At 37.9% G+C, this 22,607-nt stretch carries 18 protein-coding genes and 4 tRNA genes; 4 read left to right on the top strand and 18 right to left on the bottom strand.

Going from position 1 to position 22,607, the window contains the following annotated elements; translation table 11 throughout:
- The first annotated feature begins 47 nt into the window (after positions 1-47).
- Genes AWM68_RS16385 through AWM68_RS16375 form a run of 3 tightly spaced genes read left to right on the top strand, consistent with a single transcriptional unit; the run spans position 48 to position 3,417 of the window.
- Positions 48-638 (top strand): restriction endonuclease subunit S, encoded by a 591-nt coding sequence (locus AWM68_RS16385; protein ID WP_066244284.1) that lies wholly within the window; start codon positions 48-50, stop codon positions 636-638.
- 22 nt (positions 639-660) lie between these two features.
- Positions 661-2,214: a type I restriction-modification system subunit M gene (locus AWM68_RS16380; protein WP_066244281.1), complete on the top strand. Its 1,554-nt coding sequence runs from the start codon at positions 661-663 to the stop codon at positions 2,212-2,214.
- A gap of 3 nt (positions 2,215-2,217) precedes the next feature.
- Positions 2,218-3,417 carry a restriction endonuclease subunit S gene (locus AWM68_RS16375; protein ID WP_066244279.1) on the top strand — a complete coding sequence of 400 codons (1,200 nt, stop codon included), beginning with the start codon at positions 2,218-2,220 and terminating at the stop codon, positions 3,415-3,417.
- A 73-nt stretch (positions 3,418-3,490) separates the two neighbouring features.
- On the opposite strand, the gene AWM68_RS16370 is transcribed toward AWM68_RS16375, so the two are convergent.
- From AWM68_RS16370 to AWM68_RS16290, 17 genes are all read right to left on the bottom strand, one after another.
- On the bottom strand, positions 3,491-5,677 hold the full coding sequence (locus AWM68_RS16370; RefSeq protein WP_066244275.1) for a DEAD/DEAH box helicase: 2,187 nt from the start codon (positions 5,675-5,677) through the stop codon (positions 3,491-3,493).
- Positions 5,678-6,622, bottom strand: a complete 945-nt coding sequence (locus AWM68_RS16365) for a HamA C-terminal domain-containing protein (protein ID WP_066244272.1) — start codon at positions 6,620-6,622, stop codon at positions 5,678-5,680. It abuts the gene before it with no gap.
- A gap of 123 nt (positions 6,623-6,745) precedes the next feature.
- Complete coding sequence (gene rlmH, locus AWM68_RS16360; RefSeq protein ID WP_066245702.1) at positions 6,746-7,225, bottom strand: 23S rRNA (pseudouridine(1915)-N(3))-methyltransferase RlmH; 480 nt, start codon at positions 7,223-7,225, stop codon at positions 6,746-6,748.
- 80 nt (positions 7,226-7,305) lie between these two features.
- On the bottom strand, positions 7,306-7,470 hold the full coding sequence (locus tag AWM68_RS21095; RefSeq protein ID WP_331710053.1) for a CxxH/CxxC protein: 165 nt from the start codon (positions 7,468-7,470) through the stop codon (positions 7,306-7,308).
- Positions 7,471-7,978: 508 nt separating this feature from the next.
- Positions 7,979-9,187 carry a S1C family serine protease gene (locus AWM68_RS16355; protein WP_066244269.1) on the bottom strand — a complete coding sequence of 403 codons (1,209 nt, stop codon included), beginning with the start codon at positions 9,185-9,187 and terminating at the stop codon, positions 7,979-7,981.
- A gap of 156 nt (positions 9,188-9,343) precedes the next feature.
- Positions 9,344-10,141 carry an MBL fold metallo-hydrolase gene (locus tag AWM68_RS16350; protein ID WP_066244267.1) on the bottom strand — a complete coding sequence of 266 codons (798 nt, stop codon included), beginning with the start codon at positions 10,139-10,141 and terminating at the stop codon, positions 9,344-9,346.
- Between the two features lie 16 nt (positions 10,142-10,157).
- Positions 10,158-11,000, bottom strand: a complete 843-nt coding sequence (locus AWM68_RS16345) for a two-component system regulatory protein YycI (RefSeq protein WP_066244263.1) — start codon at positions 10,998-11,000, stop codon at positions 10,158-10,160.
- Positions 11,001-12,410: a YycH family regulatory protein gene (locus AWM68_RS16340; protein ID WP_066244260.1), complete on the bottom strand. Its 1,410-nt coding sequence runs from the start codon at positions 12,408-12,410 to the stop codon at positions 11,001-11,003.
- Entirely contained in the window at positions 12,407-14,236 is a 1,830-nt protein-coding gene (gene walK, locus AWM68_RS16335; RefSeq protein WP_066244256.1) for a cell wall metabolism sensor histidine kinase WalK, read from the bottom strand. Before walK ends, AWM68_RS16340 begins: the two co-directional genes overlap by 4 nt.
- A 5-nt stretch (positions 14,237-14,241) precedes the next feature.
- A complete protein-coding gene (yycF, locus tag AWM68_RS16330; RefSeq protein WP_066244253.1) occupies positions 14,242-14,946 on the bottom strand; it encodes a response regulator YycF in 705 nt (234 codons plus the stop codon).
- 549 nt (positions 14,947-15,495) lie between these two features.
- The gene (locus AWM68_RS16325) at positions 15,496-16,947 is read right to left on the bottom strand and encodes a peptidoglycan DD-metalloendopeptidase family protein (protein WP_066244252.1); all 1,452 of its coding nucleotides are present in this window, start codon (positions 16,945-16,947) and stop codon (positions 15,496-15,498) included.
- Positions 16,948-17,222: 275 nt separating this feature from the next.
- Entirely contained in the window at positions 17,223-17,810 is a 588-nt protein-coding gene (locus AWM68_RS16320; RefSeq protein ID WP_197468192.1) for a glycerol-3-phosphate acyltransferase, read from the bottom strand.
- Between the two features lie 428 nt (positions 17,811-18,238).
- Positions 18,239-18,314: transfer RNA gene (locus tag AWM68_RS16315), tRNA-Phe, on the bottom strand.
- A gap of 132 nt (positions 18,315-18,446) precedes the next feature.
- A tRNA-Asp gene (locus AWM68_RS16310) sits at positions 18,447-18,522 on the bottom strand.
- A 33-nt stretch (positions 18,523-18,555) separates the two neighbouring features.
- A tRNA-Glu gene (locus tag AWM68_RS16305) sits at positions 18,556-18,630 on the bottom strand.
- Between the two features lie 14 nt (positions 18,631-18,644).
- Positions 18,645-18,720 (bottom strand) — tRNA-Lys (locus tag AWM68_RS16300).
- A gap of 348 nt (positions 18,721-19,068) precedes the next feature.
- Entirely contained in the window at positions 19,069-20,355 is a 1,287-nt protein-coding gene (locus AWM68_RS16290) for an adenylosuccinate synthase (protein ID WP_066244244.1), read from the bottom strand.
- A gap of 219 nt (positions 20,356-20,574) precedes the next feature.
- On the opposite strand from AWM68_RS16290, the gene AWM68_RS16285 reads away from it, so the two are divergent.
- Positions 20,575-20,979, top strand: coding sequence for a UPF0158 family protein (locus tag AWM68_RS16285; RefSeq protein ID WP_066244239.1), 405 nt, complete (start codon positions 20,575-20,577; stop codon positions 20,977-20,979).
- Between the two features lie 16 nt (positions 20,980-20,995).
- Here the strand turns inward: AWM68_RS16285 and dnaB are convergent, their stop codons facing one another.
- A complete protein-coding gene (dnaB, locus tag AWM68_RS16280) occupies positions 20,996-22,360 on the bottom strand; it encodes a replicative DNA helicase (protein WP_066244236.1) in 1,365 nt (454 codons plus the stop codon).
- Positions 22,361-22,607 lie beyond the last annotated feature (247 nt).

The following is a 22,607-nucleotide window of genomic DNA, read 5'->3' as shown; positions in this document are numbered from 1 at the left end:
AATGGATTTTTTATTTGATATATTTAAAAATATCAAGGGGGTGTACGATGAAACTTCAGCGAATTGCTGTGTTCACACAAGGTGCTTTTACAAATCGTTTAGAAACATTATCTTCTGAAGTTGTAACATCCAAAGTTAAACAACTCTCATTAAAAGAATTTAACGAAACACTCGGCCTAACTTATCGTATTTCAAATGAAAAAAATGCTGAAATTTCTGTACCTAAAGAAAAATTAACAACACAACTTTTAACTGATTCCAAAAGTCTTATTCTACATACGCATACACAAAAGATTGCTTTGTTACCTGAAAAATATAGTGGACTGCTTTTAACCAATAACTTTATTAAAATTCAGTTAACGAGTGATGTAGATCAAGCCTTTTTTGAATGGTATTTTAATGAACATCCTTCTATTCAAAAACAGTTGAGGGTATTAAGTGAAGGGACAGTAATTTCATTATTAAAACTATCTCACTTAAAAGATTTAGAAATTGACTTACCACCTATCCAACAACAAATTACTATCGGAAAAATCGCTCAGCTTAAAAAAAGAAAAAAATCATTAATAGCTGAAAAAAGTGAATTACAGCAACTATATATTCAGCGAAAACTAATCCAAAGTATTACAAAAAGCTAATCTACATTAGGAGGAAATAACGATGACTACAAGTGGAAAACAACGTCAACAACAAGCTGAATTACATAAAAAATTATGGGCGATGGCAAATGATTTAAGAGGTCAGATGGATGCCAATGAATTCAAGGATTATATTTTAGGGTTAATTTTTTATCGTTACTTATCTGAAAAAGTAGAAGCACGTGCAAAAAAATTACTAAAAGACGATAACATTTCTTTTACAGAGGCATGGGGACATGAAGAGTATCGTGAGGACTTAGCAGAATATCTTATCGAAGAGTTAGGTTATGTAGTAGAGCCCCAATTCCTATTCTCACGTTTCCTTGAGGAAATTGAAAAAGGAGCAAATGGTAACTTCGATGTAGAGATGCTACAAAACGGTGTAAAAGCAATTGAATCCTCTACTTTAGGCACTGAAAGCCAAGACGATTTCCAAAATCTATTCGACGATATGGATTTAACTTCATCCCGCTTAGGGCGTACAGTGAAGGATCGTACAAATTTAATCAGTAAAGTAATTGTCAACATCGCAGATATTCCATTTTTACAAGATGATGTAGAAATTGATGTATTAGGTGATGCATACGAATACATGATTTCTCAATTCGCAGCAAACGCAGGAAAAAAAGCTGGGGAGTTCTATACGCCACAACAAGTATCTAAAATCTTAGCGAAGATTGTAACTGCGGGAAAATCAGAAATACGTGATGTATATGACGGAGCTTGTGGTTCAGGATCTTTGCTACTTCGTGTAGGTAAAGAAGCGAAAGTACACAAATATTACGGACAAGAAAAAGTATCAATGACATACAACTTAGCTCGTATGAATATGTTGCTACATGATGTCCCTTACCAACGTTTTGATATTCAAAATGCGGATACATTAGAAGAGCCACAACATATCGATCAACGCTTTGAAGCAATCGTTGCCAATCCTCCATACTCAGCAAAATGGAGCGCAGATGATAAGTTCAAAGAAGATGAACGCTTTAGCGCCTATGCAAAACTAGCACCAAAATCAAAAGCAGACTTTGCATTCATTCAACACTTTGTCCATCAATTAGATGATAATGGTACAATGGCAGTTGTTTTACCACATGGTGTACTATTCCGGGGAGCAGCAGAAGAAGCGATACGTAAATATCTAATAGAAGAAAAAAATTACTTAGATGGTGTTATTGGTTTACCTGCTAATATTTTTTTCGGGACCAGTATCCCTACTTGCATTTTAGTATTCAAAAAATGCCGTGAACATGATGACAATATTCTTTTCATCGATGCTTCGAATGATTTTGAAAAAGGTAAAAATCAAAACATCTTATCAGACGAACACGTTGAAAAAGTAATTAGGACTTATTTAAGTCGTGAAACGAACGATAAGTATTCATATGCAGCAACATTAGAGGAAATTAAAGAGAATGATTATAACTTAAACATCCCTCGCTACGTAGATACATTTGAAGAAGAAGATCCAATTGATTTACAAGCAGTTGCACAACGTCTGAAAAAAATTGATGAGGAAATAGTGGAAATTGATTGTGAATTAGAGAAGTACTTTAATGAGTTAGGGGTTTAGTAAATGCACGGTTATACAGAATATACTATTAAACAAATTGGTGTTTTTGAGAAAAGCTATAGCTTTTCTCGAGCTTCGGAAGGTAATGGTAACTTTAAACACATTCATTACGGTGACATTCACACTAACCTTCCTGCTGTCATTAATAACTCCAACATACTTCCACCTATTACAGAAGAAGGTGTTTTTGTAACTGTAGGTTATGGGGATATTTTAGTTGCTGATGCATCAGAGGACTATAAAGACTTAGGTAAAGCTGTATGTTATTTAGATGAGACTGATACTAGCGTAATTTCAGGTCTGCATACAATTAGAATAAAATTTAAGAAGGATAAGGTTGTTCCAGAGTACCTAATAAATGTTTTCCAAACAAATCGTTATAGAAAATTTGTATGGAGGATGGGGACAGGTGTATCTGTTTTAGGCTTATCTAAAAGCAACTTAGCAAATTTCCCAATTTTTTTACCATCGCTTGATGTACAGAAGAAAGTTGCTAGTTACTTTATTCAACTCAACAAGAAGATCAAACTCCAGCAAGAAAAGATCTACTGGCTAAAGGAACAGAAAAAAGGGTTTATACAGAAAATTTTTAGCCTGGAGTTACGATTTAAAAAAAATGATCTCGGAAGCTTTTTTCCTAATTGGGAAGAAAGATACTTAAATGAAGTTAGCGATGTTAGGGATGGTACGCATGATTCTCCAAAATACTATCCATCAGGGTATCCCTTAATTACTTCTAAAAACTTAAATTCAAATGGCACTTTGAATAATAATAATCTAAATTATATTAGTAAAGAAGATTTTGAAAAGGTCAATAAACGGTCACTGGTTGAAGATAATGATATTTTATTCGGCATGATTGGTACAATCGGAAACCCTGTTAAGGTTACTCATCCTAATTTTGCTATAAAAAATGTTGCTTTAATAAAGGATAATTCCGATAACTTTAATAATTTTTTAATTCACTTCTTAAATAGCTCTCATATCGAAAAACAGTTTAATCTTCTATTGGCTGGTGGTACACAAAAATTTATAGGTTTAAATGATATTAGAAATTTAAAAGTATTAGTACCTTGTAAAGAAGAACAGGAAAAAATTTCTAAGTTTTTATCACTCTTAGATAAAAAAATTTTTTTGCAAGAACAAATTTTAAATAGCTACAAGCAGCAGAAACGTGCATTGATACAACAAATGTTTATCTAATGGGAACAGCACCAGTCCATTTAATTTGGAATGGTGCCTTTACTTTATTTATGGTTCGGTTCTACATGATAATCTATGTGAAACTTATTAAATTTTGAATTTTTTTCTTCTCATAATTTAAGAGACTACTCTCATTCAAAACTTTCTCATCCCTAATAAATTTTAGAACATGATTTATAGGTAAATCCTTAGGAATAAATCTTTCAATTTTTTTAATCGCTGAAGAAGGAACACCTAAATCTATTAGATGTGCTAAATTACCAGAGACGTTTTCATTTTCTAATAAGCTAGCAAATATTTTATAATTGCCAGGCTTTAATCCATTTTTATGACAAACTTCCCTTTGAAGCTTATCAATTACATTTAACCATTTAGGTACCTTATACTTTAACCAATGTCTATAAACCTGCATTGTATTTAGAATTGCTAAATCTAAAATTTGCTCCTTATTTTTATTCTTATTAGCTGTTTGCTTAGATTGATATATGTATTCAGACCGTATAGAGTCTATAAAACCATCTTTCACTCCAAAATTATTAGTCATAAAAACTAATTTTCCTTTTGTCATTGGTAAGGTAGTCTCACCAGGTTTTAAAAGATTATCCCAACCTAACTCTAATATATATGATAACTGTTTATATGTGGGAATACCCTCCCAACAAATCAAAGTTTGATGGTCAGCGAGATTTCCCTCTATTTCTTTTATAATTTTTAATTGCCCATTAACGGATATATTATTATTTTTAACAACTTCAAAATAATCGCCTAAAGTCTCAACTAAGTTGTTATAACGTTCGGTTTGTTCTTTTTTTATACTATCTTTTTCCAGGCTAATAATAACTTCATCTGAAGCTTCAACCTGATCAAAAAAAGGAATATCTATTATTACATCATTATTACTAGGAATTTCATTAAATAAATATACCTTCCCTAATATATGTTTCATAAATCTTCCTGATCTACCTTTAATATTACTAAAATCGAAATAGTCAATTTCTTTTCCACCCTTAATGTTATCGAATATTACTACATTTTTTGCAGTAGTATTCACTCCCTCGATAAGAGTAGAAGTACAAAATAAATAGTTTAATTCTTGATTATTAAAATAATCGACAACACTTTCATTGAGATGCTTAATTATTGCTCCATTATGAACTCCAATTTTATATTTTAAAAGTTTATTATAGGTCCATTGTGGAGTTAAATTTTCATTTATCCATTCAATTAATTCGAGATCTTCTTCATTTTCGACTTTTCCTTTTTGCATAAGGTAATCCAAGAACTTTATAGATAAGCTCATTACCCTATTTGGTGAAGAGCAATATATAATAGTCTGTTCTTCTTTTAAGTTAAATAATAACTCAAATAAAAGATTTTCTTTAAACTTTATTTTCCCGGGAGAATTAAGTTCTTTTTTATATTTTGTATATAAATCAATAATGTCGTTATTTACTAAGGAATAATTGGTTTTGTAGAAAATTGCATTATATTTCTCTGCGAAACCTGGTGAGATATTGGTTATGTTGGGTCCTAGTAAATAAAATTGAGCTCTATGTTTATTTATTAGTAAATTAGCTGCCATATTTAATATATCTGACCGTTCATCATCTCTCTTGGAACTTAACTTATAAAACTCATCTATAATTACAAAATCAATTTTAGGAAGATTATTAAACTCTATTACTCTTTCTGCAGTTAATATAAAAATATTATTTTCATTATTCTCAGCTTCTTGACTTGTAGTTACTACAATATTATAGGTATTATTATATTTAACTAATTTTTTGAATGTTTCATGTATAAGTGCAAGAGTAGGTTGTATAATTACAATATTTTTATACTTGCTACTTGCTACTACCTCCTCTATTAAAAGACTTTTCCCAAAGCTTGTTGGAGCACTTACAACCAGATTTTTATTATTTTCTAAATAATCTAATAGTATTTTTTGCTCTCTATGTAAAGTAATGTTACCAATATTACTCGATTCGTGATAATATGTCCTAATTTCTTGACCTAAATCTTTAATGTCATTGCTGTCATAAACTTTTAAATACGGATAGAAACCTGCTGAGTCTAATAAGTCTATCCAAATCTTTTTCGTTCCTTGTTCAACTTTTTCCCAATTATCAATTATCGCCAATAATATATCTCTTCCCATTTGTTCATCCATACTTCTCAGGTACCTCGAACAAATACTCGTTAAAGCAAAACTATACTCAAAATCAATAAATTCCTTATTATAAATATCTTCTACATTCATTTATTCACCTAAATTCTGCATAATAACAAGTTTTTTATGTAATCCTTTGACTAAATCAACTTTAGATTTCACAGGAAATAATATTACTATTATATTTAGATGACTTTTTAGAGGATGGTCATAATTATCATCAAAATATTTCTTTAATTTCTTTATCTCATTCTCATAAGCTTGAATAAAATTGTCATTGCTTTCATCTGAATGTTGATTAAACAAATCACATGAATAAGTACAAATTAACGGTATTACAATTTGATTTAATTGGTCAGCTAATTTTGTTGTAGTGTCTAATAAACTTAACCAATAATCCACTTTTTCATTAGTTTCTGTGTCTTTAAGCCTGTTAGATATAATTGTAAATTCGTCATTTAAATAGTCCCTTTTAAAATGTTCTTTAAGATCTTCAATTAAAGCTAACAGCCCTTTTTTACCATCTGTATAAAGTTTGGATTCTCCCAACCACAAAGTCCTATCTATTTCGTTGATATGTACAGAATCGAAACCATGAACTGCATGTCCATACGAGTCTTTAAAATAAACCTTTGATATTAATGGAACTGTTCCATGGAAGTTTTTTAAAATAAAGTGTAATATTATTTCTCCAAATTCTCCTCTCTTCAAATACTTTTTATCAATTTCTATATCATCTTCAAGTTCTTGGCCTGTTAAATACAAGTCTGAAACTTCTCTAAACTCTTTAATCTTATATATTGACTTCGCTGCTTGATATATTTTATTAACAATTTCATCATTAGAAGTTTTGGTTCCTTGATGAAACCCAAAAGCAAACTCTGGAATGATGTTTATTAGATAACTAACAAATTCATTTAGTCGATACACCATCTCTCCATCATCGTTCAGGTCATAGCCTATATAATATGTAACTAAGTCATTTTCCATTATTCTTGTATTTAGTATTTTTGAAGCTCTAGCAACAGTATTCATATAACCTCCAACCATTAAAAACCCATGTTAGGAATTGGTAATTTTATATAAATTATACCATAGAAAAAGCCTAACTGAATAAGTTAGGCTACCGCTACTAGTACTGTTGACAAAAAACATCATTTACTTATGGTACGGTTCTCCCTTATTAATCCGAAAAGCCCGATAAATCTGCTCAACAAGGACAAGCTTCATTAACTGATGCGGATAAGTAATCTTCCCAAAAGATATCTTCTCATTAGCCCGCTTCATGACAGCGTCACTTAGACCTAACGATCCCCCAATGACAAATGCCACTTTGCTTTTCCCATAAGTTGCAAGGTGATCCAGATTCTTAGCCAATTCTTCTGATGAAACGGACTTACCTTCGATCGCCATCGCAATCACATGCACATCTTGCCCGATCTTTGCTAAAATTCTTTCACCTTCAGCGTTTTTGACCATAATCATCTCTTGATCACTTAAAGTTTCAGGCGCTTTTTCATCTGGAACCTCTATGATTTCAACTTTGGCATAAGGCCCTAGTCTTTTTAAGTATTCATCGATCCCTAACTTTAGGTATTTTTCTTTTAACTTTCCTACCGATATGATTGAGATATTCACGTGTTGAAAACTTCCTTTCAAATAAGTTATCCCCAGAACTTATCCACATATGCACATTTAAGGCCATATATTGTAGGCGTTCATATGTTCGATACTTTATATACACCGTCGTTGCTGCAGTATTCACATGCTGTTGATAACTCACTATTTTCTGTTAGTAACTCTACAACTGGTGGTGTTTCAAATTCATCCACAATGATGTCAATCGCAAGCTCTGCATGCTCTTTACAGCAAATAATTATCAAAATCTTCACTCCTAACTTATCCACAATGCTTCTTTTAACACTATCGAATATACGTCTGTGTGTAAACAATCTTCTCAAAATAAAGTTGTCCACATGTTGAGACCATTAAAGACGGATTCTACAAATTGTAGATTTTAGTTTCCTGCTAATGAACATACAGACGTAAAAATCCCTGTACCTGCAAGTACCTATCTACCTGAAGGATAAACCGTGAAACTAAAATCAGTACTTGCAACAAATTGATCGGTCTAAAAGCTCTTCTGAACAGATTGTTCTCTAAGATCTTTTTATTCATTCTCTTCTCTGACAAGTTGATTGAAGTGCAAGGTGCGAGACTCCTGCGGGACAGGCGGGCAGGTGAGACACTTAAAAGTGAAACGTCCAAATGTGGCTCACCGCCTGCCCCGCGGAAAGCGAGCACCTGAAACGGAAATCAACACTTTCAAGAGCACCGAAGATCAATCAACAAAAAAACAAGGAGACTCAAAGCCCCCCTGTTTTACATCATCTATTGCGTTTGTCTTCCACCGCTTAACTCTACTTTCACAGTCTGCTTCTTACCATCACGATAGAACGTAATATCAATCTCATCACCGATCTTTGCTTTCGTGTAAAGGAACTTACGCAGCGCGACCGGATCCTTAATCTTCTCTCCGCCCATCTCCGTAATCACATCCATCTCCTTCATGCCTGCACGAGCTGCTGGAGAAGCTGGCGTGATTTCCATAACAACAACACCATCTTGAACGCTGTTTGGAATCTTGAGCGTTTGTTCACGCTGATACGTGTTTACTTGAGAAAGAGGAATGATATTAACGCCTAAGAACGGTCTTCTCGTCTCACCATATTTCTCGAGATCCTCGATAATCGGTTTTGCAACATCTGAAGGAATAGCGAACCCGATTCCTTCTACTTCATTTTGAGCAATTTTAGAAGAGTTAATGCCAATAACTTGCCCGGCAATATTAATTAAGGCCCCACCGCTGTTTCCTGGATTGATGGCTGCATCCGTCTGAATAACTTCAGCTTGCCAATCAGGGTTTCCATCTTGGTCAAGATCCACTGGAATCGAACGGTCAGCACTTGAAACGACACCTTGTGTAACAGACCCAGGGAAGTTTCCTAACGGGTTCCCGATGGCAATTGCAGGTTCTCCTCGCTTCAAATCACCAGATACACCAAATTCGGCGACACTGTCCACTTTGCTGCTATCGATCTCAACAACAGCCAAATCCATTAAAGGATCTGTACCGCGAAGAGTCCCCTTTAACTTGGAGCCGTTGCTTAGTGTGATTTCAATCTGGTTCGCATCTTCCACAACATGATGGTTTGTTACGACATACGCCTTGTTACCTTCTTTTTTATAAATAACACCTGATCCGGTCCCCGCTGGCTGCTGGCTCCAGAAGTCAGTCCGTTGAATGTTTACGACCTCGACCACTGCATCAGAGGCTTTGTCTACGGCATCCGTTACATTTGTCGTAACGTTCACATCCACGTTTTTCTCTACTGCATTTTCATCAGTACCTAGACCGTTTTGTTCTTCGTTCGGAGGATACAGATTATCTGGCAAAAGACCAGCTCCTCCAAGTGCAGGTACTGTAAATAAGACAAGCAAACCACCTAGGATCGCTCCTAGCAAAGCTGGTAGAAACTTTCCTCCGCGGTTTCCTTTTTGTCGAGATGAGGATTCATAATCGTCATCATAATATCCCATTTTGCTCATCACCGTTCCTTTCAACAATGAAGTGTACGAATTCATAACCTAGTATAAGCAATTAGTCCTGAAATTATGGACATTTTGGGTTATTTTTCATAATTTCCCACACTTATTGTTATTTCCGGAAACGGTTTACTTTAAACAAGTAAGTATTTATACCAAGGCGAGCTTTGTTGGCTGACTTGCGTCTGTATCGTGCAGAATGATTTGTTCACCAGCCGTGATGTCATACGTTTTTAACGTCTGTTCAACCGCTAAGCGCGCAATATCCTTCATGTTGTTATCTCTACTAAGATGAGCGAGATAGATATGCTTCGTGCCATCCCCAATAACGTCTGCAAGAGCATGTCCGCAATCCTCGTTTGAAATGTGCCCATGATCCCCTAGAATACGTCTTTTAATATTCCAAGGATATCTTCCCATCATGAGCATGTTGATATCGTGATTCGATTCAATAACAAGAGAGTGGCTGTCACGGATAATCCCTTTCATCCGGTCGCTCACATAGCCTGTATCTGTCATGAGGGCAAGCTTTCTGCCGTTGTGATGAAACACATAGAACATCGGCTCAGCTGCATCGTGGGACACCCCAAACGACTCTACTTCAAGGTCGTTGAAGGTTTTAACACTTTCCATCTCAAACTCAAATTTTTGGTCTGTTGCCACTTCACCGATTAAGCCGTTCATCGCATTCCACGTGTTTTTATTCGCGTAGATTGGAAGTTTAAATTTGCGAGCAAGCACGCCGAGTCCTTTTATATGATCGCTATGTTCATGAGTGACGAGAATGCCATCAATATCGCCAACTTCACCACAAGCTGCTTTTTCAAAAAGAATCTGAATCTGTTTGGCACTCAAACCTGCATCAACAAGCAGGCGTGTTTGTTCGGTTTCAACGTAAATGGCATTCCCCGAACTGCCGCTAGCGAGTACGCTAAATTTTAAACTCATAACCGCATGTTCCTTTCTACTCTTCTTCTCCCGATAAAACCTGAACGGAACTGTCAGTTGCATTTACGAGGTATTGACCCTTTTCTGTCTTAATCAACCACGTAGGAGCATACACTTGAAGTTCTCCTACACCAACAAGACTGTAGTATCCAAGCTCAATATCTTGTATCTTATCACCTTTAGTCAGGTGAGCTGTATCTAAAAGTTTTCCTAACGCTTTTTTTGGCGAAATGATCTCCTGAAAAGCTCCTTGCCTCATAATCAGTAGATACGTTTGCGTGAATTCTGTTAAGTTGCCTTTGTCATCAAGCTTAAATTTGATCATCCCGTTTGGTGCATCAAAATCTTCTGCATCAGCACGACTTTCAAATTTTTCAGGATTGTAAAAGATGGGCTTTTCTAAATAAACTTGATTAAACCAAACGATATTTGTTTCTTTGTCCCAATGATAAAAGGAGTATTCCTTGCCTCGAGTAACGTTTTCTTCAAGAAATTTACTAAGCTCCGCAATAAGGTCTTTTGAATCTTTTTTTGGCAGATCCATAGGTTTATCTAATTTATATTGAAGCGTAATTTCTGTGCTCTTCTCTTTATTAAGGGAAATATTCTTAGACTCTACTTTCTTTTCTTCATCTGTAAACTTATACCGCTGAGCACTTATTGAGGTTTGATCCTCTTTGTACTTTGGCAGCTTGTCCAGATAATTAATTTTATTAATCGCGAGTCTTTCTTCTAAAGGCTGTTCTGTAAGGTTTGAAATGTTATTAATATCGTTCTTTTGGTACAGCTGATAGCCCAAAAATAAATTTAAGACAAGAAAGGTAAGGATAAAAATGCTTTTTGTTCTCTGCCAATTCAATTAGAATCCTTCCTCTCTGTCTTCTTTAAATAAAGGCTGCCATCCTCTAGTATTATAATTAACAAACCATTGTGGTTCTAGCTTATAAACATGTGGTTCATTTTGTTTTCTCAGCGAAAATCCAATACGAACATCTTGTACGTAATTTAAATTAAATTCTTTATCTAGTTCTCTTGTAACCTCTTTGCCTGACTGAATTGTAACCTTTTCTGTTAATAGATCTGGATAGGAAGCAGCACTTAAATCTAACTGTATCAGTGACCGCTGATATTCCTGTAGCTCATTTTCATACCATATCAGACTCATCTGCATTTCTTGGCTCAATACGGGTAGATTCTCTACAAAAAGCCAAAAGTTAGCCGAATAATTTGTTAAGTTGGATACGATATAAGGATTTCCCCATCCAGCGTGAGTGTTGATATAATCAATCGATTGAAGGAGCGGTGAGATACTTGATGGTGTATTTCGATTACCGAACCCTGCAAAGTTTGTATAAGTGAAGCGATTTTGCAATTCATTTATAACCATCGCCGCTGTTCCATCCGCATAGGTGATTTGATTGGGAGCAGACGCACTCTTTACAGCCAATGGATCTTTAAAAAGAGCCTTTTTATACATCTCATACGTATCTTCACTTGTTGCTCGTGATATATAAGTATAACGAGTTAGATCAAGAGGAACATCGGGAAAATAAAATCTTCTTTTAACCTCAATCTGTCCTTCGTTTCCTTTATCTTCAATATCAAAGTTACGATATGGAACGAAGCTGCCATTATCAATCCACTTATCCATATCTTTCATGATCGGATTAAGCTGATTGTTAGAGGCTCTAATTCTTTGCATCTTTTTTTCCTGATAAGAAACCAAATAACCTTCTACACTATCTGTTGACTTATTTTGATACAAAAATATTCGGTCTACATTTTTGGGCTTATTACCTGTTATTTCAGACTCAAATGAAAAAATTTCTTTGTAAATATCTTGAGTCATGCCTACTGGGAAGACCACTTCAATGTATTTGTTATCTTTTAGAAACGGTTCATTAGGATCGAATGCTCTAGCGCTTTTAGTGCCTGTATCAAACGTGAACTTGGTTTCGTTTAAACGCATATTAAATTCATTGATTAAATCGTTTGCCTCTACCCCGTACAAGTTGTCACCTTTGTGGTAAATAAGCTGTGTTGGATAAACGATTTCTTTTAGTTCTGCCTCAACATCCACTTCTTGTTTTTTTACAATACGTGCTCCTTCTAATGAAGGATAGCTTGGCTTAAATGTCCATAAGCTCCACGTTAGGACAAGACTGAGTACGATCAAGAGCGTTAATGCAATCGATTTAATATGTTCATAGTTCTTACGGAAAAACGTAATCAGTTTCCGTGCATGAGTAATCCATTTTAACCAGTTCATTTAAGCCCCTCCCTAGCTTTTCTTAAAGGAAGAGTAAAGTGGATCGTCGTTCCTTGTCCCCATTCACTTTCTGCCCAAATATCTCCGCCATGAGCAAGCACGATCTCTTTAGCGATCGCAAGGCCAAGACCCGTTCCTCCAATATCTCTCGAACGAGCACGGTCCACCCTGAAGAATCGATCAAAGATCTTAGAAACGTTGTTCTTCGGAATCCCAACTCCCTGATCAGCTATGCTGACTTTTACTTTACGCCCAATAACGGCAGCGGTAAATGTAATCGTGCCTCCCTCAGGAGAGTATTTCATCGCATTAGAGATAATGTTATCGAGCACTTGTGTCATCTTATCTGTATCCATCTGAACGAGAATCTTATCACTTGGCAATGAGCGAGATAATTCGATGTTTTCCTTCTCCAGCATCTCAAAACGATCAATGATACCGTTTAAGAAGTGCACCAAGTCAATTTCATGGAAACTAAATCTGTAGTCTTTGCTGTCCATTTTAGAAAGCTGAAGCAAGTCTGTAACAAGCCTGATCATCCGCTCTGTTTCGTTTTGCGTAACTTCTAAAAAACGAGGTGCAATGTTATCGTCCTGCCATGCTCCATCTGCAAGTGCCTCAAGGTAGCTTCTCATCGTTGTAAGCGGTGTTCTTAGCTCATGTGACACGTTAAATACAAACTCTCTGCGTTCGTTATCGATCTGTTCTTGTTCTGTTACGTCATGAAGAACACAAATAAGACCATTAATTGGCCCATCATCTTTTTGAATCGTAGAAAAGTTAGCACGTACGACATAATGAAGGTCATCTGTACTAAAATCCAGCAACATGGATTCATATTCGTTATATAGTTCTTCCCACGTATATTCCGTATTTAATCGCAGTAATTCCATGAGTGAAGTACCGAGCGCGTTTTGTCTCGAGATGTTCAGCATCTCTTCCGCACGGTCGTTCATCAGAATAATCGCCCCGTCCCGGTCAGTCGCAATCACACCATCAGTCATGTACGTTAGAACAGAACGCAGTTTTCTTCGTTCACTTTCCGTAATAGCTGTAGCTTCTTGCAGCTTGGTTGTAAGGTTGTTAAATGTCATGGCGAGCTGCCCGATCTCATCATCACCATACAGCTGAACTTTTCGCGAGAAATCTCCTCGTGCCATAACAAGAGCCTGTTTTCTCATATCTGCCATCGGCCTTGTGATCGTACGCGCCAAAAAGATACCGAGAAGTCCAGTAATAATTAGTGCGATTACCGTCCCGGTTACTAAAATATTGTTGATGCGCTGTATTTGCTTGAAGATGCCTTCAATGGAAGCTACTAGATAGATGGCTCCCATCGTTTCGCTCGTACTGTCATTCTTAATAGGCTTAGCGAGCACCATCACCCGCTCACCTTCATGAAGCATGACTTCATCATCAACCGTACCTTCTAAGGCCAATTTAATTTTAGGGTTAAAACTGATCTGTCCAACTAGTTTTTGCTTATTGCTCGCTAGAACCATACCTTCTTTATTTAACACTTGGATTTCTTTCTCTTCAAACTCCTCGTCAATTAACGCTTGAATGTCATCTTCAAGCGTTACAGCTTCTTCACCATCTTCAGCTTTTTTGACCTTATATCTATCTTTATCCTTCATCTTCTGCTCAATATTAAACTCTAGCAAATTTACCCGATCATAGAGTGATTTTGAGAAGTTTTGCCGCAGGTCCGTTTCTAAATTATTAATAAAATAGACACTGATCACTTGCATGGCGATTAAGATGAGCAAAACATAAATCAATACAAACTTAACGTGTATTGATTTAAAAAAATTGACTTTATCCATGATGATTACTCCTGGTCAGGATTTCTTAGGTAATACCCCACTCCGCGTCTTGTAATGATCCATAATGGGTGGCTCGGGTTATCTTCTACTTTCTCACGCAGACGTCGAACCGTAACATCAACCGTTCTAACGTCACCAAAGTAGTCATATCCCCACACAGTTTGAAGCAAGTGCTCACGCGTCATCACTTGTCCGATATGTTTCGCTAAGTAATGCAGCAGTTCGAATTCTCGATGTGTTAACTCTATCGTTTCACCGCGCTTTGTCACAATATAAGCATCAGGGTGAATCGTTAAAGAACCGATTGTAATCTCATTGTTCTCATCTACTTCACGTTCTGATTCCTGCTGGTGACGGCGAAGGTTGGCTTTTACGCGAGCAATCAGTTCGCGCGTGCTGAACGGCTTTGTTACATAGTCATCCGCACCTAACTCTAACCCTAGCACTTTATCGATTTCTGAATCTTTTGCAGTCAGCATAATGATCGGCATATCATACTTTTTGCGGATCTCACGGCATACTTCCATGCCATCTTTTAAAGGAAGCATGATATCAAGCAGGATCATATCTGGCTTCTCTTTTTCTACTTTCTCAAGGGCATTAATACCGTCGTAAGCGCAGCTTACTGTAAATCCCTCTTTTTCGAGATTAAATTGCAGAATATCTGCAATTGGTTTTTCATCATCCACAACGAGAATTTTCTTATCCATGGGAACGCTCCTTCTTCGGAAACTCTATTTAATATATAGCAGATTGTTTGTAGTATCATTTTAAGGTATCTCTACTATTTTATCACAGTTGAAACTTTCTCCATACTACTAGTAAAACCTTCTAATTTTAGACAAGAAAACTTGTTGCCATCTCGAAAATCATCGGGCAAACAAGTTGTAACTTTTGAAGGTATAAAAAGACCTCCCAGGAAGATATATTCCTAAGAGGTCCAGCAGTTCATTTTGTAACTATCTTCATCGGCAAGTTGATTGTAGTGCAAGGTGCGAGACTCTCGGCTAGGACAGGCGGGCAGTCCGAAAAGTGGAAGTGGCTCGTTTTGCCCCGACAAGCAAAAGATGAATGGATTGGAAGGTGCACTTTGCCTTCTGAGCCATTTAGCTTTTGACCTCGAGGGGCTAGCCACTGCAACTGGACAGGTGAGACACTTAGGAGTGGAACGTTAAGAATGTGGCTCACCACCTGCCCCGCGGAATGCGAGCACCTGAAACGGAAATCAACTACTTTCAAGAGCAGCAAAGATTGTGCCTTTATAGATAATCAGCAGGATTTTTTAGAACACCGTTCTTGTATACTTCAAAATGCAAATGAACGCCTGTTGATTGGCCTGTTGATCCCATAACTCCTATCTTTGATCCCTTTTGTACCACATCTCCTGTTGAAACAGATATGGAATTCAAATGAGCATAGATGGTTTTCATACCGTTGTTATGATTGATGATGATCTTGTTGCCATAATCGCCATCCCAGCCAGCAAATGCAACTGTACCGTTGTCTGCTGCCAAGATGGAACGTTCTGAAGGACGTGCAATGTCCATTCCTTTATGCTGTCTTCCCCATCTAGATCCTTTATGGCTCGAGATGTATCCCCCAACTGCCGGCCATGAAAGAGTGCCTGTCCCTTTAGACGGTATCACTTTCGTACCGATCTTTTGAATCTCGGTAACAGGTGCTTTCACTTGCTCTTGGTTTACGATTTCTTTTTTTAGAACTTTATCGTCTGCTTTTCTAACAGTAAAGGTCACGTCTTCTAACCCTTTTTGACCTTTTTGAACCGTTTTTACCTGTCCCTTTTCTAGTGTGCTGTCATCTTGTTTTTCAACTCCAAAAGGAATCTCGTTCTGTACACGAGTTGCTTCATATACCATTACTTCGGTGTAAGGCTTCTTTTCTGTTACAGTCACTGCTTGCCCTGGACGAATCACAGGAACGAGCAGCAATTCTGTATTTAACGTGTAGAATTGCTCCATCGTTAAGTGATACTTTTCGGTAATCGACTTTACCGTTTCACCTTTTTGAACAATGTGTTCTTTTCTCTTAATTGTCCCCTCTTTTAAAAGGGAGATCGCACCGTCAACAGATACGAGGTCCTTGATTGAGGTCTGAGCTTTTTGAATGAAAACAGGTGTCGAGAAGTCAATATCGACAACCTTACTTTCTCCAGGATTTAATTCTGGAACTTCAAGCTCTTTATTTTCGGCTTTCCTTTTGTTGATCTCATCAAGCTCTGCTTTTGAAACATGTTCAAGCTGCAGCTTTAACAGCGTATCTTCTGCTTCTTTTTCACTTGAAACGTAAGCTACTGTTTGGGCGCCAACTACCAGTCGATAAGCTTCTACCGAAACGGTTAAGCGGTCTTTTAATGCTTCTCTCGCCGCTTCATTATCAAACTCAGGTCTGAACATTTTTTCAGGCTTTAGCTCAATCGATTCGTTTATCGTAAAAGCAAAATCATTGTTTTTGCCTTTTGCTTGCCGCAATAATTCTTCTACCGTATTTTCGGCAACACTCTCTTCTCGAACGGTACCGATCTTCTCTCCATCCACATAAACGTTAAAAACCGTTTTGATCAACTGGTTATCATCATGATGTGCCTCTGTAGTGGATGGATTCAACGTAATGGTTGCGAGTATTAGTATAACCGCGATGAACAGCGGTATGATTTTCTTTATATAAACTTCAGTGGTTTTCCAATTTTGCACCTTCTTTTTCCCCCTAAAGATTCTCTTCTCTATCTCATCTGTGTCTATTGTCCTATGAAAAAATTCCCTGAAGCACCTCTAGTATCCTATCATAAGGAATTTCAATTTGTCAGAATTTCACGTATTTTGTAATGCAAATGTAAAAAAACGAACATTCGTTCAGACATACTGAACCAAAAGAAAAAGCTTATTCTAAAACGAATCATATTAGGTAAAAAAAAGCCATCTAAGTCCTTTTGGACTTAGATGGCTTTAGGTTAGTATTTAAAAATGTTCTATTCTGGCAGCTTAATTCGTTCTATAATATCTTCTTTTTGTACATAAACCACAAGCAAGCTGATCGGCAGAAGTATAAGCGTTTCTTTCCATTGTCGTTCAATGAGCCAGTAGAAAAAGGGTGCGAGTGAGAAGGCAAATAGCCCCGCTACTGTTAAACTTCTTTTTATCGCATAAAACAATAAAAATGCCGCTCCAACGAGTATGGCTGATGGCAGATGAAAAACAACAAGTCCTCCAATAAAAGAAGCGACTCCTTTTCCACCATGAAACTTTAGGAAAACTGGATAAAGGTGCCCGAGAATCACCGCTAAAAATCCAAGCAGCTGAATATGAGGAGGATATCCAAATTGAATGGCTGCCCATACAACTGCTGCCGCTTTTAAAATATCTCCAGCTAAGGTTAGAACAAAGCCCGATGGTCCTAGTACCCGGCCTGCATTCCGGGCACCTATATTACCGCTGCCTAATAACCGTAAGTCAACGCCTTTTAAAAGCTTTGCTACAAGAAACCCTGTCATGATGCCCCCTACAAGGTAACTCGCGATCAAATACAGCCCCCATTCGAATTCCATCTGTATGATCACAACCTTCCTCATCCCAATTGATACACTATATTCTAAATAGTGAGGACTTATCCCTCTTAATCAGCATGAAATGTGCTAAAAGTGAGTATGGTGATGCAACTGATGCCGCCTATTTTATAGTTCTGGCCTTTTTATTGTCAGATTGGGGGCAGTTTCGATGTCGGATAGGTGTCAGCTCGTATACCTAGCGGGGTACTTGTGATGATAATTAAGTCTAAACTTTATGTAATTAAGTCTTTATGAGAAAAATTAAGTCAAATTCGAGATCAATTAAGTCATTCGTGAGTAAATATAGGCGATTCGCTAATTTTCGACATAGTCGACCTATAGTTATACCCCTGCACCAAGTCTATTTCCAATACCGAAAATAAAAAAAGCATGTTCCTTTTTCAAGGAACATGCAGCACGATTTAGGATTAAAAGTAAAATGGTGGCTCGAGACGGAATCGAACCGCCGACACGAGGATTTTCAGTCCTCTGCTCTACCGACTGAGCTATCGAGCCAAATTTAAAACAATTTGATTTTTATTTAACTTGTGTCTCTTCCTCTACACGTTTTCCCAAGAAGTGTATCCGTCGAGACAACTCGCAGCTAATTCTTGCTGTAACACTCGTAGCTTCGAGCCAAGAAAAAAGTGGCGGACCCGACCGGGGTCGAACCGGCGATCTCCTGCGTGACAGGCAGGCATGTTAACCACTACACCACGAGTCCACTTTAAAAGCTTTTATTCAAGTTAAAAAAAAATGGTGACCCGTACGGGATTCGAACCCGTGTTACCGCCGTGAAAGGGCGGTGTCTTAACCGCTTGACCAACGGGCCACTTTTTAAAAAAGTGGTGAGCCATGAAGGACTCGAACCTTCGACCCTCTGATTAAAAGTCAGATGCTCTACCGACTGAGCTAATGGCTCGTGCTTTATTTGTCCGTGGTACCCTGTCTCTTCCTCTACTAGCCAAGGACGTAAGTGTATCCGTCGAGACAACTCGTAGATCAATCACGTTGTATTGCTCGTGACTGAGCTAATGGCTCTTGCTTTTGTAACAACTCAAGCTTGTTTATAACGTTTGTCGTTTTTTCACGACAAGTGTTACTTTATCACGTAATAAAAGCTTTGGCAATATGTTTTCTAGATATTTTTCAAAAAAACTTATATTTGCTCTAAAATGCTCAATAATGCCTTGTATTTCACTTAAAAATAACGCATTTTCACACAAAACGAAAAAAATAAAGCCCCTTGTTTCCAAGGGGCCCAAAAAATTTAAGCAAATACGCCTCTTACCATATTTGTTTGTGCACGGTCTGGTCCTACAGAGAAGATCGAAAGCGGAATGCCTGTTACTTGTGAGATTCGCTCAACGTAGTGACGAGCATTTTCCGGAAGCTCTCCTAGATCTTTAACGCCTGTGATGTCTTCAGTCCAGCCCGGCATTTCTTCAAATACTGGCTCACATTCAGCAAGCACTTTAAGGCTAGCTGGGAATTCATAAGTTAGTTCACCTTTGTATTTGTAAGCAACACAGATTTTCAATGTTTCGATGCCTGTTAATACATCGATTGAGTTTAATGAAAGATCAGTGATACCCGAAACGCGGCGAGCATGGCGAACGACTACAGCGTCAAACCAGCCGACACGGCGCGGACGCCCAGTCGTTGTTCCGTACTCACGGCCAACTTCACGAATTTGATTGCCGATTTCGTCATGTAGTTCAGTTGGGAATGGACCATCACCAACACGTGTTGTGTATGCTTTTGAAACACCAACAACATGGTTGATCTTAGATGGACCAACACCAGAACCAATCGTTACTCCCCCTGCGATCGGGTTAGATGAAGTTACGAAAGGATATGTTCCTTGGTCGATATCAAGCATTACACCTTGTGCACCTTCGAAAAGAACGCGGCGGCCATCGTCCAATGCATCATTAAGAACAACAGATGTATCGACTACATACTTTTCGATCTGCTGACCGTATTCAAAGTACTCGTCTAAGATTTCTTCTTTTGTAAAGCCTTCTGATTCATAAATACGCTCAAATAAGCGGTTCTTTTCAGCTAAGTTGCGCTCTAACTTCTCTTCAAACACTTCACGATCTAAAAGGTCTGCGATACGAATACCGATACGTGCAGCTTTATCCATGTAAGCTGGACCAATACCTTTTTTCGTCGTACCGATCTTATTAGCTCCCTTGCTTTCTTCTTCCAAGATATCTTGACGAAGATGATAAGGAAGGATCACATGCGCTCGGTTAGAGATACGAAGATTGTCCGTACTAACTCCGTGGCTGTGAAGATAAGCAAGCTCTTCAAGAACAGCTTTCGGATCGACAACCATTCCATTACCGATCACACAGATTTTATCTTTATAAAAGATTCCAGATGGAATAAGGTGAAGCTTATACTTTTTCCCTTCAAAAACAATTGTATGCCCAGCGTTGTTTCCGCCTTGGTATCTAGCTACTACTTCTGCTTTTTCTGAGAGATAATCGGTAATCTTACCTTTTCCTTCATCTCCCCATTGTGTTCCAACTACTACTACTGATGACATGGTTGCACCTCCATGAAATTAACGATTGACGAATTTATCGTCTAATCTTAAAAACCATGCTTAGTTTAGCAATATATTTAAGGAAAGTCAATCAAAAACACGAACATTAAATCACATAAGTTCACTTTCGTTCGTAATATATTTACAATTCCATAGTCAAAAGATCAAAAACTCTATCGTATCCTGTAGTATTCACCTTGTTTAGGAGGATTGATTCCTTTGTTTATCGAAAAATTAATGGTTGCTTATATGGATCATAAAGCAAACCACATCTATTATTTAGACAGAACGGAACAAGTTATTTTGCTAGATGCGATCGAACCAGATGGTCGCCCAAATCTTGAGTTTTTAGACGCGGATGAACCAGAACGATTCATTGAGATTCCAAAAGTAATGAATGTAGAATCATTCAGCTGGATGGTTGAATTTGAAAGTCATCATCAAAACAGTGAGCTGTTGCATGCCCTGAATGAAGATGAGCCTTTTGAACGTTTTACCGAAAAAGTAATAAAGCTGGACTTACTTGAAAAATGGCAGACCTTTCAAAAAGATAAAGTCAAAACCAGGATCGAACATTGGTTGGCGGAAAAAGAACTCCTTGAAATGCAAAAGCAGCCGGATTAAACTCCAGCTGCTTTTTTTATGCGCCTGGTGGTATGGCACTTTCATCATGCCGCCTGTCCAGGTTAACAAATTTGTTGTATTCTTTTACGAAAGCAAGCTCAACCGTTCCTGTTGGACCGTTACGCTGTTTAGCGATAATAATTTCAATAATATTCTTCGCTTCTGTCTCTTTATCGTAATAATCATCACGGTAAAGAAAAGCTACGATATCGGCATCCTGCTCGATGGAACCTGATTCACGGATATCAGACATCATCGGACGCTTATCCTGACGGGATTCAACACCACGAGATAACTGCGATAGGGCGATTACCGGCACTTCCAGCTCACGGGCAAGAGCTTTTAATGAACGGGAGATCTCAGAAACTTCCTGCTGACGATTCTCGCCAGATTTCCCGCTCCCCATAATAAGCTGCAAATAATCGATCAAGATCATACCTAGTCCCTTTTCCTGCTTTAGACGACGGCATTTCGCACGGATATCATTAATACGGATACCTGGTGTATCGTCTATATAAATTCCAGCGGCAGACAGACTTCCCATCGCCATCGTAAGCTTCTGCCAGTCTTCAGGAAGCAAAGATCCGGTACGCAGACGCTGTGCATCCAAGTTCCCCTCCGCACAGAGCATACGCATAACGAGCTGTTCAGCACCCATCTCAAGACTGAATATGGCTACATTCTCGTCTGTCTTCGTTGCGACGTTTTGAGCAATGTTCAGAGCAAATGCTGTTTTACCTACAGACGGCCGGGCTGCAACGATGATCAAGTCATTCCGCTGAAATCCTGCAGTCATACGGTCCAGATCGTTAAATCCGGTCGGAATCCCCGTAATATCACCTTTACGGTTATGAAGGGCTTCAATGTTGTCATAGGCGTGTACCAATACATCTTTAATAGCCGTAAACGCACTCGTGTTTTTACGGTTCGCTACTTCTAAAATCGATTTCTCCGCTTCGTTCAGAATCGCTTCTACTTCTTCTTCACGAGCATAGCTGTTCGCTGTAATATCAGTCGCAGTACGAATCAAACGGCGCAGAAGTGACTTTTCCTCAACAATCTTGCTGTAATACTCAATATTCGCAGCTGTCGGTGAACTATCAGCAAGCTCTGTTAAAAAAGATAATCCTCCCACTTCATCGAGCTGGTTCTTATCCTGCAGCTCTGAAGTAACCGTAATCAGATCGACGGGCTCGCCTTTCGCGTTAAGATCGAGCATCACACGATAGATTCGTTGGTGAGTCGCCCGGTAAAAATCTTCAGGGAGCAGGATTTCTGAGGCAGTTATAAGAGCTTCGGGCTCTAAAAAGATAGCACCCAGAACAGCCTGCTCAGCTTCAATATTTTGCGGTGGTATGCGGTCAGCAAATAAATCACTCATGTTTTTTCCTCCTTTCTTTACTTTTTTCTCTATACTAAAGTTTCTTCTAAAATAAAGTATTTGTTTTTCTTATATCTTCTTTGAAACGTTGATTGGAGCGGAAGATGCGAGACTCCTACGGGACGAGCGGTTAGGTGGAGACTCCTAATGGCGCAAAGCGGCAGGAGGCTCACCGAACGCCCCGTGGAAAGCGAGCATCTGGAGCGGAAATCAATTACATCCAAATACTCATATAAAAAACCGGGGA

It is taken from the genome of Fictibacillus phosphorivorans (assembly GCF_001619875.1).
GTDB classification, from domain to species: domain Bacteria; phylum Bacillota; class Bacilli; order Bacillales; family Fictibacillaceae; genus Fictibacillus; species Fictibacillus phosphorivorans_B.
The sequence above is the reverse complement of the archived record's forward strand: the minus strand, read 5'-3'. Positions and strand labels throughout refer to the sequence as shown.